This window comes from Neobacillus sp. CF12 (genome assembly GCF_030348765.1).
GTDB lineage: Bacteria > Bacillota > Bacilli > Bacillales > Cytobacillaceae > Neobacillus.
This window is the reverse complement of sequence record NZ_JAUCEU010000007.1, coordinates 2,317,613-2,333,398: the sequence shown is the minus strand read 5'-3', so window position 1 is coordinate 2,333,398 and position 15,786 is coordinate 2,317,613. Positions and strand designations below refer to the sequence as shown.

At 35.8% G+C, this 15,786-nt stretch carries 18 protein-coding genes; 13 read left to right on the top strand and 5 right to left on the bottom strand.

Annotated elements, in window-relative coordinates; genetic code table 11:
- Positions 1 to 182: 182 nt before the first annotated feature.
- The 7 genes from QUG14_RS10955 to QUG14_RS10925 all read left to right on the top strand — a co-directional run bounded on the left by QUG14_RS10955 (position 183) and on the right by QUG14_RS10925 (position 5,790).
- Positions 183 to 1,379, top strand: coding sequence for a C40 family peptidase (locus tag QUG14_RS10955; RefSeq protein ID WP_289340565.1), 1,197 nt, complete (start codon positions 183 to 185; stop codon positions 1,377 to 1,379).
- A 144-nt stretch (positions 1,380 to 1,523) separates the two neighbouring features.
- Entirely contained in the window at positions 1,524 to 2,357 is an 834-nt protein-coding gene (locus tag QUG14_RS10950) for an undecaprenyl-diphosphate phosphatase (RefSeq protein ID WP_289340564.1), read from the top strand.
- A gap of 397 nt (positions 2,358 to 2,754) precedes the next feature.
- The gene (locus QUG14_RS10945) at positions 2,755 to 3,525 is read left to right on the top strand and encodes a Ger(x)C family spore germination C-terminal domain-containing protein (protein ID WP_289340563.1); all 771 of its coding nucleotides are present in this window, start codon (positions 2,755 to 2,757) and stop codon (positions 3,523 to 3,525) included.
- A 224-nt stretch (positions 3,526 to 3,749) separates the two neighbouring features.
- Positions 3,750 to 4,970, top strand: coding sequence for an ATP-grasp domain-containing protein (locus tag QUG14_RS10940; protein ID WP_289340562.1), 1,221 nt, complete (start codon positions 3,750 to 3,752; stop codon positions 4,968 to 4,970).
- Between the two features lie 22 nt (positions 4,971 to 4,992).
- Complete coding sequence (locus QUG14_RS10935; protein WP_289340561.1) at positions 4,993 to 5,418, top strand: CotY/CotZ family spore coat protein; 426 nt, start codon at positions 4,993 to 4,995, stop codon at positions 5,416 to 5,418.
- Between the two features lie 124 nt (positions 5,419 to 5,542).
- The gene (locus QUG14_RS10930) at positions 5,543 to 5,635 is read left to right on the top strand and encodes a YjcZ family sporulation protein (protein WP_179158406.1); all 93 of its coding nucleotides are present in this window, start codon (positions 5,543 to 5,545) and stop codon (positions 5,633 to 5,635) included.
- A gap of 32 nt (positions 5,636 to 5,667) precedes the next feature.
- Entirely contained in the window at positions 5,668 to 5,790 is a 123-nt protein-coding gene (locus QUG14_RS10925) for a YjcZ family sporulation protein (protein ID WP_289340560.1), read from the top strand.
- Between the two features lie 38 nt (positions 5,791 to 5,828).
- Here the strand turns inward: QUG14_RS10925 and QUG14_RS10920 are convergent, their stop codons facing one another.
- The 3 genes from QUG14_RS10920 to QUG14_RS10910 all read right to left on the bottom strand — a co-directional run bounded on the left by QUG14_RS10920 (position 5,829) and on the right by QUG14_RS10910 (position 8,426).
- Positions 5,829 to 6,236, bottom strand: a complete 408-nt coding sequence (locus QUG14_RS10920) for a YkvA family protein (RefSeq protein ID WP_289340559.1) — start codon at positions 6,234 to 6,236, stop codon at positions 5,829 to 5,831.
- A gap of 59 nt (positions 6,237 to 6,295) precedes the next feature.
- A complete protein-coding gene (locus QUG14_RS10915; RefSeq protein ID WP_289340558.1) occupies positions 6,296 to 8,032 on the bottom strand; it encodes an AAA family ATPase in 1,737 nt (578 codons plus the stop codon).
- Positions 8,033 to 8,168: 136 nt separating this feature from the next.
- Positions 8,169 to 8,426 carry a hypothetical protein gene (locus tag QUG14_RS10910; RefSeq protein ID WP_289340557.1) on the bottom strand — a complete coding sequence of 86 codons (258 nt, stop codon included), beginning with the start codon at positions 8,424 to 8,426 and terminating at the stop codon, positions 8,169 to 8,171.
- 197 nt (positions 8,427 to 8,623) lie between these two features.
- Here QUG14_RS10910 and QUG14_RS10905 point away from each other — a divergent pair, with 197 nt between their 5' ends.
- The 6 genes from QUG14_RS10905 (at position 8,624) to QUG14_RS10880 (ending at position 14,903) form a co-directional block, all read left to right on the top strand.
- A complete protein-coding gene (locus tag QUG14_RS10905; protein WP_289340555.1) occupies positions 8,624 to 10,204 on the top strand; it encodes a peptide chain release factor 3 in 1,581 nt (526 codons plus the stop codon).
- Positions 10,205 to 10,335: 131 nt separating this feature from the next.
- Positions 10,336 to 11,433, top strand: coding sequence for an SDR family oxidoreductase (locus QUG14_RS10900; RefSeq protein ID WP_289340554.1), 1,098 nt, complete (start codon positions 10,336 to 10,338; stop codon positions 11,431 to 11,433).
- Between the two features lie 107 nt (positions 11,434 to 11,540).
- Entirely contained in the window at positions 11,541 to 12,020 is a 480-nt protein-coding gene (locus QUG14_RS10895) for a hypothetical protein (RefSeq protein ID WP_289340553.1), read from the top strand.
- Positions 12,021 to 12,146: 126 nt separating this feature from the next.
- Positions 12,147 to 13,046 (top strand): DUF5667 domain-containing protein, encoded by a 900-nt coding sequence (locus QUG14_RS10890; RefSeq protein ID WP_289340552.1) that lies wholly within the window; start codon positions 12,147 to 12,149, stop codon positions 13,044 to 13,046.
- Between the two features lie 112 nt (positions 13,047 to 13,158).
- Positions 13,159 to 13,905, top strand: a complete 747-nt coding sequence (gene sigI, locus QUG14_RS10885) for an RNA polymerase sigma factor SigI (protein WP_289340551.1) — start codon at positions 13,159 to 13,161, stop codon at positions 13,903 to 13,905.
- Positions 13,902 to 14,903: an anti-sigma factor domain-containing protein gene (locus QUG14_RS10880; protein WP_289340550.1), complete on the top strand. Its 1,002-nt coding sequence runs from the start codon at positions 13,902 to 13,904 to the stop codon at positions 14,901 to 14,903. The genes sigI and QUG14_RS10880 overlap by 4 nt, the downstream gene beginning before the upstream one ends.
- A 43-nt stretch (positions 14,904 to 14,946) precedes the next feature.
- Here QUG14_RS10880 and QUG14_RS10875 read toward each other — a convergent pair whose 3' ends face one another.
- Entirely contained in the window at positions 14,947 to 15,144 is a 198-nt protein-coding gene (locus QUG14_RS10875) for an alpha/beta-type small acid-soluble spore protein (RefSeq protein WP_090763659.1), read from the bottom strand.
- A gap of 195 nt (positions 15,145 to 15,339) precedes the next feature.
- Entirely contained in the window at positions 15,340 to 15,690 is a 351-nt protein-coding gene (locus QUG14_RS10870) for a DUF3905 domain-containing protein (protein WP_289340549.1), read from the bottom strand.
- Positions 15,691 to 15,786 lie beyond the last annotated feature (96 nt).

The window sequence follows — 15,786 nt, the reverse complement described above, 5'->3', positions numbered from 1 at the left end:
TATTATTGAAATGACAAGATTGCATGCTATACTTCTAATTGCAATTAAATAGGATAAAAGTGGGTAAAAAGGATGATTTTTGTAATCTAATAAACTAATATATACATATAGGTTGTATTACGTAAATAGAAAAATATAAAATTGTAGTGCTAATTGCGATGAAGGAAAGCAGGGGAAAAATATTGAAAAAGAAGATTATAGCCTTTTGTACAATAATCACCTTCGGAAGTCCAACTGTAGTACTTCAAGTAGAAGCAGAAGAAAATGATAACCAACAAGTGGAAGTTGAGGAAAATAACAATCAGCAACTAATAGACGAACAGCGGTCAAGAATCCAGTTAGAAATACTCAAAGGAAATGCTGAACTTAAACAAGTAAAAGATGAAATACAACTAATAAATGAACAAATTAGTCGGGTAGAGCAAGCAATAATTGATAATAATACTATCATTCTTGAAACGGAGAATAAAATAAACACGTCTCAATTGGAAATACAAAAACTAGAGTCCGAGATTGTATTGTTAAACGATAAAGTTATAAAGCGAAATGAAATATTGAAAAAGCGTGCTCTTACCTTTCAAGAAACAGGTGGAAAAGTAAATTATCTTGATGTTTTACTTGGTGCCTCAAGTTTTAAAGATTTTGTAGATCGGGTTGGAGCAGTAGCATCCTTTGTCGAGGCTGATCAAAATATTGTCAAACAGCATGAAGATGATAAACAGGATGTACAAACGAAGCAATCCCAAATAAAAGATAAATTAGCAGAACTTCAAAGTATGAAAGTGGAATTAGAAGGTATGCAGGCACAAATACTAGAACAAAAACAACAAAATGAATGGTTAAGATTAGAATTAAAGAAGAAAGAGCAAGTTGCACTTGCAGAACAGGCTGGGTTAATGCAACAGGATTCAGCCCTTACAACTTTGTATGATGTAACCGATATTGATATAAACCAAATTTTAAATGATTCAATGCTGTTAACGAATGAAACTGTTAAAAGTCTTATTTCTGAAGGGCTTAAGTATATAGGGAATTCGGTTTATGTATTTGGCGGCGGTCGAAATGAATATGATATTGCAAACGGAAGATTTGATTGTTCTGCTTTCGTGAGTTGGGCGTATGGCCAGGTAGATATTAAAATTGGCGCTAGTACGGAAGTTTTAAAAAATACTGGTACACCTGTCAATGTAGAGGAAATGCTTCCTGGCGACCTTGTGTTTTTTGATACCTATAAAAAAGATGGTCATGTTGGAATATATCTTGGTGCGGGAAAGTTCTTGGGATCGCAAAGTTCTACTGGCGTTGCCATTGCAGATATGACAACTGGTTATTGGTTAGAGAAATTCAATGGCCGTGTTAATCGCATTATTACGCAATAGGGAAGCGAGGCTGGCGTAAGCCTCGCTTTTACAATGTATAAAAAAATATTTGCTAAAGGTATTGGAAATTGAGTACAATTAAAAAGTTATTATTTCATATTCTTGAATTCCAACCAGAAGATAATGTTAGGAGTAGTTTTGTAAATGGAGTTATTATTGATTATTAAAGCAATTATTCTAGGGTTAGTAGAGGGGTTAACAGAATTTGCTCCAGTATCCTCAACCGGACATATGATTATCGTTGATGATATGTGGCTGCAATCTGAAGATTTCTTAGGAAAGTATGGAGCGAATACCTTCAAAGTAGTCATTCAGCTTGGTTCTATTTTAGCGGTTGTCGTGACATTTAAAGACCGGATTATTGACCTCTTGGGAATGGGGCGAATGAAAAATAAGCTATCTGACCAAAAGGGCAGCCGTTTAAAATTAACTCATGTACTAGTTGGGCTAATTCCTGCTGGAATCTTTGGGGTATTACTAGAAGACTATATAGATGAATATTTATTTTCAACTGAGACTGTTTTAATAGGGTTAGTGATTGGTGCTATCTTTATGATTATTGCAGATCGCTTTGGTCCAAAAGTTCCAAAAATCCAAACCGTTGATCAGATTACTTATAAACAAGCACTTACAATTGGTCTCATTCAATGTTTATCATTGTGGCCAGGTTTCTCTCGTTCCGGTTCGACTTTATCAGGTGGCGTACTGTTAGGATTGAGTCATAGAGCGGCGGCTGATTTTACTTTTATTATGGCTGTACCTATTATGGCGGGGGCCAGTTTTCTTTCCTTGCTTAAAAATTGGCAGTATATGACGATGGACGCCCTCCCATTTTTTATCGCTGGGTTTATTAGTGCCTTTGTTTTTGCTTTAATATCGATACGCTTTTTCTTAAAACTTATCGATAAAATAAAGCTCGTACCCTTTGCTATTTATCGAATTTTGTTAGCATTAATAATTTTTCTTGTCTATTTTTAATTAATGAAATTCTAAACAGCTGCACCGTTTTGGTGGGCTGTTTTTATTTTGCTGTTATCTAACAGTAATTTACTATACTAAGCCAACAAGTAAAGTTGTTGGCATTTTGTTGGATAAAAATGGATGTTTTTTGGAAACATAAGGTAAAGAAAATGACGAGGTTATCCCAATATGGTAACATTAGCCTATTTTTTACTTGTATCTTTTTTAACTATACTTATAGCCTTTTTTGATATGAGCCTATTCGAATTCTCCTTTTATGAAGCAATGATAAATATCTTATATTCTGAAATTGCAATTGGCAGGTACATAGCCATTCTAAGCGCATCTCTTGGATTAATTTCAAGTGTAATCATTGATTTTCGTATCCATCGTTCAAAAAAGGAAAGCAATGAAAATGGAAAAGGAGAATATTTCATTAAGCCAGTTGTTAACACAATTAATAAACTTTTTAATAGGCAGTGCAATTGTCGTTGGAGTGGGCGGGGACCCAAACGTTCGCTTAAACGATGTCATTCAAAACATTACTTCTCCAGGCAAAAGAGGGGTTATGGTGATATTAACCATTAAAGGTGATATTGAAAAAGGTGCAAGTGTAGATAATATGAAAAAAGCATCACCAGATGCCATCGTTGTTGTTGATTATTTAGCCATATTAAAAAATGATGAACTAATTGATTTTTTGTCATTAGTAAATACCAGGAATTATTTATGGATTACAAATAAAATAGATAGAACGTCACTTTCTGTGGATTGTACTAAAGATAAGTACCTAGGTGTTCGTATTGTCAATACAATGACCAAATCTAAAGGTAAGTTGGTAAAAGGGAGGGCAATTATTAATCTAAAAGTGAGGGCGGAAGGTTATTTAGACGGCAGTCAGTGCAAGCAAGACTTAACTCAAGTTAACACCTTTAGAGAATTTGGAAAATTAACAGAGAAAAAAATAAAAAGAAATCTTGAAGAAACAATTAGAATGCTTCAAAAAGACGAAGCGGATATTTTTGGTATTGGAGAATTGATAAATCGTCAAGATCATAAAAATTTTAAACGAATTGAAAAGAATTGGGATCAATACTTTAAAGACGCCATCGTTAATGTTGATGTGAATGTAAAGTTAAGAAGGTCAGGGATTCGAACAAAGAGTCTGTTAACTGAGAAGAAGTAATGTTGCCGCCATATCCTTAATGATAGAACCAAGGATATGGTTTCTTATCTAAACACTTGTCCTTAATTTTTTTTACAGGCATCTGTCATACAATCAATTTATTGGTTAAATAACTGTTCGTACATAATGAACATGCCTACACCAACTAACAAAAAAAGAATATTTTATTGTAACAGGTAAACTATCGCAAAAAAGGTGAAGAAAATCTTTGGTGGGTGCCAGAAATGAAATCAATTGTTTTTTTAGGGACAAACAAAACAGGTTCAAGTTATGAAGGAATAAAAGCAGCAAAGAGACTAGGTTACGAGACCATCCTTTTAACGAATCGCACCATTTTTGTTGAAGAAAGAGAGGACTACATTGAAATAGATGATGTACGACTAATAAATATGTCAGATACAGATGAAATACTCTCTGCGATTACTAACCTGATTGTTGAGGGAAAAAAGGTTGACTGTTTTATTAGCTTTTTAGATGAATATGTTTATTTGGCTGCTATGCTTACTAATTTTATTTGCCATACGCCACTCACTTTTGAACCGTTGAAAATTATGAGTGACAAAATTTCAACCCGAAAATATTTAGCAGGTAAGAGTTATACACCCTTTTTTAAGGTGCTAAGTTCTCCTGAAAAAATTGATAATGAGGTAAATGAGTTAAAGGACCAATTTCCACTCATTATTAAATCACCACAATCGAATGGTTCCAAGGATGTAATTTTGGTCGAGAATGGTTGGGGATGTAAGAAAGCTGTGAAACAACTTCACCGTAAAAATTCTGAACTTCCTATATTAATAGAGGAATACCTAGAGGGTCCTCAATATTTGGTTGAAGTGGTAGTCTTTCAATCAACCATTACCATTGCAGCAATTGTTGAACAAGATGTAACAAAGGGAGAGCGTTTTATCATTACAGGTTATTCAATCAGTCCTGAGTTAACATTAGAGCAACTTCCAGGGCTGAAGGAAACTGTCTATTCTATTATTGAAGATTTTCAGGTGAGAAATGGTACTTGCCATTTAGAGATAAAATTAACGAAAAAGGGCTGGAAGTTGATTGAGATTAATCCGAGGATGGCAGGGGGTGCTATGAATCGGATGATTGAAGAAGCATTTGGTTATGATCTCGCAGAACAGACCATTAGGTTGTTCGCAGGATTGCAGCCGGATCTAATAAAAAAGCGAGAAAAGGCTATTTATACTCATTATTTAATTGTTGGTTCCGTTGGAAAATTGATGAAAGTTTCGGGCAGTGAATCAGCTAGGGAGCAACCAGGTGTATTAGAGGTTTACACGAAGTCTGGAAACGGTCAAATTGTCGCTCCGCCTCGGTCAATGGGGCAGCGGTATGGATATGTAATAGCAGCAGCTGATGCAAGAAATCAGGCTAGAGAGTGTGCCATACATGGTGCACAGCAAATTAAATTTTACTTGCAGCCAATTTAATAAATTGAAAGGAGGATTGTTTATGGGGGAACACAAGAAAAATACATGCGTATGTCACGAATTGCAACAACTATTAGAAGAACAGAAGAAATTATCTTTTGATGATTTTCGATTTATCTGTGATGATATTGGATATGACACGATTCCATTTATACTCTCAAATGGAAAGTGTCAATTCGAGGCTTGGGGTTGGGCAAATAATGGAGACTTTTTTACAACGACCTTCTTTAGATTAGAAGCAATAGATGAAAGGAAATGTTGTGCAACATTATCTCTTCTCGAGCCAATAGACATTGATGGCTGTCCTATAGATATTTGCGACAAAGTCTATTCATTACGAACAACTTCAAATTGTATTATTGTAGATCTCTCCTGTTTTACTACGCTACAGCCATTATCACCAAGATTAGTAAATCGTCTCCTTCCAATTATAAATCCAAAATGTTAATTTTAAGCCCGTTTAGAATGGGCTTATTCTTTTTTTTGAAAAGTGGGTTATTTAGATATGTGTCTATCGCACATTTTTAATGACATGAATAGGATATATGGAATTAAAAAAGGAGGTAATGTAAATGTCTGGTTCACATGGCGGGTACGGCGGCGGTTTTGCCCTTCTAGTTGTATTGTTCATTTTGTTAATTATTATCGGGGCTTCTTGGTGCTGAGCAAACAATTAAATTAAAGAGGGGGTAATAAAATGCATTATGGATATGGTTATGGTGGCTTTGGCTACGGACGCTGTGGATATGGCGGCGGCTTTGCATTAATCGTAGTATTATTTATCCTACTGATCATCGTAGGTGCGGCTTGTTTCAAATAAGATCAAGATAATGTAAAAACAGTAATGAGCCCTCTTGACTAGTCAAGAGGGTTTTCAATTGTCGAATGTTTCCACTTTTTAAATTCATTAATTTCTACTGATAATTTTTTTAGCGTAAAACCTATAACGGCGGCATCATCAACGATTCCTAATCCTACGAGGAAATCAGGGACAACATCTAATGGAGATACGAAATATAGGATTGCTCCAATAATCGTTAAGATTGTAGAGGGAGCAACGTTTCGGTATTCCCCCTTTGTATAAGCTTGAACTAAATCAACAAATAATTGAAGCTTTTCCCATGCATCTCCTAAAGTTCCTTTGTTATTTTTGGCCTTGAGGATTGCCTTCTTCAATAAGCCTTCGGTCTTTTTGGGATTATCGATATACCCCTGTGCATTTTCTCGATGTTTTTTTGCTTCAAAATCTAATGTTGAGTCGGTCATTTGAACACTTCCTTATGTGTAATACATAAAGTTAGTGTACCTCAAAATATTCATTTCATTTATGCAAAAAACTCATCACTTTTTACAGGAGTCTTTCCCCAGACAATTTCCTCGACTTCATAGCCTTCAAGTGTTTCTTTTTTTAATAGGCTGTCGACTAATTGCTGATACTGATGGTGATGACTTTTAATTAGGTTCTCTGCTGTTTCTAAACCTTTTTCAAACAGTTCTTGCATTTTTGCTTCCTTATCTTGTTTGTTAAAGGTGAGCGTGAACCCTCCTTGAAGCATACCAGTATCAACCATTTGTTCAATAATCTGCTTTGCTTGCTGGACATCACCGCTAACACCAATACTATGTTCTCCCAGCAGCAGTCTTTCGGCTACTCCACCAGCTAGGACCATAGCAACGCGGTCTAACAAATCGCTGGTTGTTGATAAATGAAGTTCTTTCGGTATAGGTGCCACATATCCGAGTGCCTCTCCACGAGGGATAATGGTGGCTTTTCTTACCGAACCTGGCTTCGTTAACGAAGCAACAATTGCATGCCCTGCTTCGTGTATTGCAACGCGCCGTTTTGTATCGAGATCCTGTAAAGAACGAGAAGTACTTCCTAAAATTGTTCGATCTAGAGCATAGTCAAGGTCACCTTTTGTTAAAGCATCCTGCCCGTTTCGTACTGCACGTCTGCTGGCTGTTTCGAAAAGAGATTGGAGTTCTGCTCCGGAAAATCCAGAGGTACTTTCAGCTAATGCATCTAAAGAAGCGAGGACTTCTTCACTAATTGTTTTACCTTTTGTATGAATATCAATAATTTCTCGTCTGCCTTTTGTATCAGGAAGTGGAACTTGAAAAGTGAAATCAATTCTCCCAGGTCTTAGGAATGCTTCATCAAGCATATCTTTTCTATTTGTTGCGGCAATAAACAATATTCCATCATTGGAATGCCCTCCATCAAGCTGTACAAGCAGTTCGGTCAAGGTTTTTTCTGCTTCTTCACCCCCATGGGCTTTTCTTTTGCCTGCTAAAGCGTCTACTTCGTCAATGAAAATTATTGCAGGACTTTGTTTTCTTGCACTCTGAAATAAGGAGCGGACCCTGCTGGCGCCAACTCCAACAAATAATTCATTAAAAGCTGAACCGCTGGCAGAAAAGAAAGCTGCATTTAACTCGCGGGCAATTGCTTGAGCTAGTAACGTTTTTCCTGTGCCTGGCGGTCCATATAATAGAATTCCTTTTGGGGGTTTAATTCCCATTTTAATGGCTCTTTCAGGTTCCTTAAGTGTTGAAAGTGTTTGGAGAATTTCTTCCTTCATTTCGTCGCCAATCCCACCAACGTCTTCTAAACGAGTGGTTGGAAGAGGGCGTGCCTGAGAAACACTATTTTTCATCGAGTTTGAAAGCCCGAAACCACCTTTTGTTTTTTGAAGAACTAAAGCTGTTCCAACTAGGGCAAGTATTACACCTGCCATAATCCATTTTCCGAAGCGGCTGCTATTCGTGAAGGAATAATTAATATTATAATTCTCAACAAGTCTGTCAATCATCTGGCTATTCGGCGGGACATGTGATTCGTATTTAATGCTCCCCACTTCTAGAAGAAGACTTCCGTCAGAATGCTCTGTCAAAACTACAGGCTTCCCATTTTGGTTTTGAAGGATTTCTTCTACAGACGAGAAGGGAATCTCAAGTTTATCATTTGTCGTTTTTATACCCCAAACAATCCCGAGGGTTATTATTAGTAACGCTATAATTAGCGGAATTATCTTTGAGACTATTTTTTTGCTTTGATTCACTTTTAGTCATCTCCCTTAAAGAGTCTCATTCTATTATAAAATGAAACACTCAAAAGAGGAGATGGGAATGGGTGGAAAATAATTTCCAAATATAAAAAAACTGCCTTTCTGGATACCAGAAAGGCAAGGGGAAAATTTATAATGTTCTTAGCGTTGGTATAATAGGTGCTAACACACTTTGAGCCAACTCTCCAATACTAACACCTAAACTCGTTTGTTTTGACCACTTAAATACATGAATTTTTTTCGTTTTTCCTTCGAACAAGAATAAAAGTTGATCGCTATCGTCAACGATGCCAACTTTTTTGAACCTAATATTATTTTCTTTAAGGATAATTTCAAATGCCTTTTGCAAAAGATTTAAGGTAGGCTGATCAATAGTTGTGATATTCATATTTCCTCCCGTGGATACATTCATAAGAAAAAGTATACTACTATTATAAAGGAATTTGTATGTCACCGGTTACTTAAATTATAATATCATTAATTAGGGCATAAAAGAAAAACTGAAGGATTGCAAAGTTTACCTCGAGACTATAAGATTGAAGTTATGGGTAAAAATTTATGTGTTTCAAAAGAGAGGAATTAGAAATGAGTAACAATTTTAAAGAAGAGGTATTATCGCGCAGGACCTTTGCGATTATTTCTCACCCGGATGCCGGGAAAACTACGCTTACTGAAAAATTATTATTATTTGGCGGAGCAATACGTGACGCTGGTACGGTAAAAGCAAAAAAAACTGGTAAGTTTGCGACAAGTGACTGGATGGAAATTGAAAAGCAACGGGGAATCTCCGTTACATCCAGCGTTATGCAATTTGACTATAATGATTTTCGAGTCAACATTTTGGATACACCTGGGCACCAGGACTTCAGTGAAGATACTTACCGAACCTTAATGGCTGTTGATAGTGCGGTTATGATCATTGACTCTGCTAAAGGGATAGAGGAACAAACATTAAAGCTATTCAAAGTATGCCGTATGCGTGGAATCCCTATTTTCACTTTTATTAATAAACTTGATCGACAAGGTAAAGCGCCTTTAGAGCTTTTAGCGGAACTAGAAGAGGTACTTGGAATTGAGTCCTATCCAATGAACTGGCCAATTGGGATGGGTAAAGAGTTTCTTGGAATTTACGACCGATATTATAATCGAATTGAACAATTTAGGGTAAATGAAGAAAATCGATTCATTCCTTTGAATGGTGATGGTGAAATAGAAGGCGACCATCCTTTAAAAACATCTGGACTTTATGACCAAACGCTTGAAGAAATAATGCTTTTAAATGAAGCGGGTAATGACTTCTCTCCTGAAAAAGTAGCGGATGGAAAAATTACACCTGTATTCTTTGGAAGTGCATTAACCACTTTTGGGGTTCAAACATTCTTGGAAACCTATCTGCAATTCGCTCCACCACCTAAGGCTCGTAATTCATCTGCAGGAGAAATTAATCCACTTGCGGAGCAGTTTTCAGGTTTTATCTTTAAAATTCAAGCAAATATGAACCCAGCCCACCGTGACCGGATAGCCTTTGTGCGGATTTGTTCAGGTAAATTTGAACGAGGAATGACTGTAAATATTCCACGCTTAGGTAAACAAATTAAGCTGTCACAATCAACTTCTTTTATGGCGGAGGAGAGAAATACGGTTGATGAGGCAGTAAGCGGGGACATTATTGGTCTTTACGATACGGGTACCTACCAAATTGGTGATACGATTACATCAGGTAAAGACAATTTCCAATTTGAAAGACTTCCTCAATTTACACCTGAGCTTTTTGTTAGAGTTTCCGCAAAGAATGTAATGAAACAAAAATCATTTTATAAAGGAATCCAACAACTTGTTCAAGAAGGAGCTATTCAGCTCTACAAAACAGTGAAAACGGATGATTACTTGTTAGGTGCTGTAGGACAATTACAATTTGAGGTCTTTGAACACCGGATGAGAAATGAATACAATGCTGAGGTATTGATGGAACGTATGGGTTCTAAAATAGGCAGATGGATTGAAGGGGATATCGTGGATGAAAATCTATCGAGTTCTAGGAGTATGCTTGTAAAGGATCGTTTTGGTCATTATGTCTTCTTATTTGAAAATGATTTTGCTCTTCGATGGTTCCAAGAAAAGAATCCAACTGTAAAACTATACAACCCTATGGATCAGCACGAATAGGCTTGGCGGGAGAAATCCCGTCCTTTTTTTGGAAAGAGAATACAGAAAATTCAGATTAATTTCTTGACTATCGTTTTTGAAACCACATACAATTAGTACAAATGTCTATAAATAATATCGGAGGGATTATGATGGGCAATGGCTACTTTTTTACCGGGTTTCCAGGTTTTATTTGCAACCAATTAATTCGAGAAGTTTTAAAGAAAAATGATTTAAAAGGTGTAATATATGTTCTTGTTCTTCAAGGAATGATGGATAAAGCTAGGAAGGAGCGCAAAGTCATTATTTCAGAGTTAGGTTTAAGTGAGGAATCCTTTGTTATTATTGAAGGAGATATTACGAAGCCATCCCTTTTTATTTCAGAAGACACAAAAAAACAAATCATAGATAAGGTGACCCATGTTTTTCATCTTGCGGCTATATATGATTTGGCAGTGCCAAGGGAACTTGCCTATATGATTAATGTAAATGGTACAAATAATGTGAATAATTGGGTAAGAGATTTGACTAACTTAAAACGATATGTATATTTTAGTACCGCATATGTTGTGGGAAAACGTGAGGGAACCCTTTATGAGACAGAACTTATTCGTCCAACAAGCTTTAAAAATCATTATGAAGAGACCAAATATGAGGCTGAAGTTCTAGTGGAAAAATTAAAAAGGGAAATACCAATTACGATCATACGCCCTGGGATTGTTAAGGGACATTCACAAACTGGTGAAACAATTAAATTTGATGGTCCTTATTTTATGATGAATTTTTTGGAGAGGTTAAAATTTTTCCCACTTCTTCCTCGATTAGGTAAGGGCGAAGCATATGTGAATTTGGTGCCTATTGACTATATTATCCAAGCGACGACCTTTCTTGGCTTTTCGGAGAATGGCGTAGGGAAGACCTACCATTTAACAGATCCTCGTCCGTATCGTGCAACAGATATTTACAGTTTTATGATGAAGGAAATGATGAACAAACAACCAAGAGGTACCCTTCCATTATCAATTTGCAAAGGGCTCCTTTCCATTAAACCACTAAGAAAATATTTGGGGGTTGAAAAGGAAGCATTGGATTATTTTACGTGGATGGGTAATTTTGATTGTACACAAACTGTAAATGATTTAAAGGATTCAGGAATCATTTGCCCAGATTTTAAGGAAGGGATAAAGCCGATGACCGCCTTCTACTTAAAACAAAAGGATAACCCGAATTATCAAATCAATATTTTATGAATTTAACCTCTCTTTTATAAGAAAATATTTCTTCTATTCTCGGTTATTCGATGAATTCCTGGAAAAACTAATTTGGAAGCAACTTACAGCAGAAGCGGGATAGAGAAATGAAAAAGTTAAGTAAATTAGAAGCAGTATTATGGAACATAGCTTTTCCGGGATTTAGTCAACTCTTAACGGGGCAGTACATTAAAGGGCTATTGTTTGTGACGCTTGAATTTATTATGAATGTAAACAGTCGCTTTAACAGCGGAATAATGTACAGTTTTTTAGGTGAAATTGAAAAAGCAGAAGCAGTCATTAACTATCAGTGGCTGCTGTTTTATCCATGTGTTTATATGTTCTCATTATGGGATGGTTATCGTACAGCAATGCCTGAAGGGGAAAAATATTCATATTTGCCATTTGTTTTTTCTGCTTATATGGTCACTGTGGGGTTAATGATTTCTCCGAAGGTCACTATATTTGATGTACATCCAGGTCCAGTCTTTTTACCAATGTCATTTGTAATTCCAGGTTTGCTCATAGGTTTTTTAATTAGATGGGTGTTAGTATTGCGGGATAAAAAAATGGTTATTAGAAAATAGCTTCAAATCAGACACTGATTTGAAGCTATTTTATTGCGAATTTTTTATATGCCCCCATAAAAGGCTGCTTACTAGTCGTAATTCTTTAGTGAGAAAGCCGCTGTAAAAAACAATGAGGTGAATAAGTTGAAGAAGCAGACAAAACAAAAGCAATTATACAAAATCTCTAAAGGTGTCCTAGCTATGATTCTGGCAGGTACAGTTGCATTCCCAGCAACAAATGTTTTTGCTAATGAAACGATTAATGAAACAGCAATTATAGATTTACAAGCTAAAACAGTTTCAACGAATGAAACGGTAGAGTCACCTTCTTTATTGCCAGGGGATTTCTTCTATTTTACGAAAATATTAATGGAAAAAATTCACCTTGCTCTTACATCGGATGATGTAAAGGAAGCAAAGTTAGTTGCAGAATTTGCAACTGAGCGTTTAGCAGAGGCGGAAGCGCTGTTTGCAGAAGGAAATGAGCAAGCCGCATTAGAAACAATGAAAACAGCTATTGAAAATATAGAAAATGCCGACGAACAGGTGTCGATTATCGATCAAGAGGCTGCTGAGGAAGTGGTCGAAGATGAAACTGAATTAGGTGAGGTTAAAGAGGTTTTATCTCAAAACATTATTGCTCTTACTTCAGCAATGGAAAAGGTGAAAAATCCGGTTGCGAAAGCTGCATTAAAAAAGAATATAGAAAAAAGCAATACTAAGCTCGCAAAGAAAATGGAAAAATGGGAAAAGAAACAAAAAAAGACAAATGAAATTATACAGGAAGAAACTGTATCTACTGAGATTATAGAAGAGTCTGATTCAGAAAAAACTTCTCTTGAAGTAACCTTACCAGTAACACCGCAGCCTTCTAATAAAGAAATTCAACAAACCGCGGTTCAAGTGAGAAAGATAGCAAAACAAGAAACAATACAACATAAGAAAGAAGCGAAGTCCTTGGCAAAAGAGACAAAGGTAGAAACTAAGAAAGCTCCGAATCAAGGTAAAAAGGAAACGAAACAAAATAACGATAATAGAAATTAATAATAGGAAAAGATAGCCTTTCTTGGGGCTATCTTTTCTCCCTGCATCCCATCCCCATCAAATCCAAAATTCCATCAGTATGATATAATTGGGTTTATTGAGAGGTGAGGCAATGCTGGGTTTATTGTTTTTAACCAAAAATAAAAAACGTACTTTAGAAGAATCAGTTCAGTTAATTCAACAAGGGGATACCTTACTATTAAATGAAATCATAGATGCGTATAAACCATTTATTGCAAAAAATGTTTCCTCAGTTTGTAAACGATATATTTACGAAACCGATGATGAATTTAGTATTGGTCTTATTGCCTTTAATGAGGCAATCGAAAAATATTCTCCTGAGAAGGGAAGTTCCCTGCTAAGTTTTTCTGAGGTCATAATCAAAAGAAGGGTTATTGATTATATCCGGAAACAAACAAAGAACCAACATGTTAGTATCGACTTAACTTATTCATCTCTCGAGGAAGAGTCTGCCGGCATGGTAATTGTGAACGAACTATCCCTCGATGAATATAAGAAAAAATCTGATGATGAAGTAAGGAAAGAAGAAATTATTCAATTTCAAGCTTTATTATCATCCTTTAATCTAAGTTTTAGGGATTTGGTTGAGAATTCACCTAAACATACGGATGCTAGGGAGAATGCTATTCTAGTAGCTAAAGTATTAATAGAAAATACGGAATTAAAGATCTTTTTATATGAGAAAAAGCGACTTCCGATCAAGCAATTAGAAAAAATGGTGAATGTCAGTAGAAAAACGATAGAGCGGAACCGAAAGTATATTATTGCGATTGCACTTATATTATCAAGCGATTACGTTTATTTAAATGATTATTTAAAGGGGGTGCTAGAGACATGAGAAAGGGAATTGTAATGGAAGTTAATGATCCCTATTTGACATTGCTAACTCCAGACGGAGAATTCATGCGTGCCCGTAAAATGGATAGACTTTATTCTATCGGTGAAGAAATTGATTTTTTTCCTGTTACTCACTATAAAGAAGGTAAAACATTTAAGAACTTTTTTAAATTAAGAACGGTTATGATGTCAGTGGCTGTCCTGCTTATTTGCTTAGCCTCTATTATACCGGTGTATCAAAGTAATAAGGCTTATGCTTATATGTCTATTGATGCTGATACAAGTATTGAAATGGGACTAAATAAAAACATGCAGGTGGTTGAACTAAAAGGATTTAATAAAGAGGCAGACAAAATCATTTCTCAGTTGGAGGATTGGGAGAAAAAAGATGCTGCGGAATTAACATCTCTTATACTAGGAGTGTTAAAAGATGAAGGACATATTGTCAAAGAACAGCCGGTCGTAATTTCAACAGTAAAAACGTATCAACTTAAAGATGAAGTGGCAATAAAATTACAAAAAAACATCGATAAAATCAAACAAAAAGTAGATAAAAACCATGTAAAAGTAAATATGTATACAACCACTAAAGCAGAATTAGAAAAAGCTCTTGATTCAGGTGTTCCAGTAGGAAAATATCACAGAAGTAAAAATGCCTCTGCACAAAACAAACAAATAAAAGAGGAGTTAAAAGATGATAATCTTAGACCTTCTGAAGCATCCGCCCCATCATCTTTGCCACCAGGTCTGGTAAAGAAACAAGAACAATCGAACAGTAATCCTACGAGTAATAATAATCAGCATGAAAATAACAATAATAATGTAACTGTAGAACAACAAATGAATGGCAAGCAGGCTTCACCTGAAATAAACAAAGATGGCAATAAAGGCAGTGAAAAACGAAATAACCAACCAGAGAAACAAAAAGAGAAACAAAAACAGAATAACAGCAAACAAGATACACAGAAGACTAACAATCATAATAAATCCAAAAAATAAGTCCGGCAAAATGCCGGACTTTTTCCATGTTTATTTAATTGAATTATTGTTGTTGACCTGCCATTTGTGCTTGTGCTTGTTTTACCAACCGTTTGGTAATTTCGCCGCCTACAGAACCATTTGCACGTGAAACTGTATCTGATCCTAAATTAACGCCAAATTCTTGTGCAATTTCATATTTAACTTGATCAAGGTACTGCTCAATTCCTGGAACTAATAGTTTATTGCTGCTGTTAGCCATTTTGTTCAACTCCTTAGTATCTATACAGAGATTAATTTTTTCTCTGTAATGGTATTATGATTCAATTTTGTTTTTTAATAAGTGGTAATTGTTTGTGGATTTGGATACTTAATAGGGATTCTGTTGAATTCCGCTCCTGGCACTTCGCTTTCTGCTCCATTCAACAGAGTGCAAATTACATTAACTTTCCAATAATTAATCACTACCCTTGCTTACATCCTTGTCTGGGTGCATGAAGGGATATGCTTGTGGTTTCTTTTTACTTTCGAGCAGCTCACGATTTTCGGGTGTATTCCAGCCAATATCATTTGTAGGGTGAACCCATTCGTCTCCAGCCATAATTTCAGGGTCGGTATTTTCTGTCCAATTTTCTAAAGGAGAGTTTGGTGAAGAATATAAGCTATCTCCAATTACCACGCCATGTTCGTTTACGAATGGAGGCTGCATTTTAATTCCTGTTCCCTCAAAACTTGGTGCATTTATTTGATGTGGGATTGTTTCATTCATCGTTGGATTGTTTGGTATTTGTTTTTTTTCTTTTGTCATCGTTCTCACCCCTATTTTTCATTATTTTTCACTAGATGAACAAATTTATTTAAGAAAAATAAGGAAGTGATTGAAATCCTACTTCCTGCGAAAACT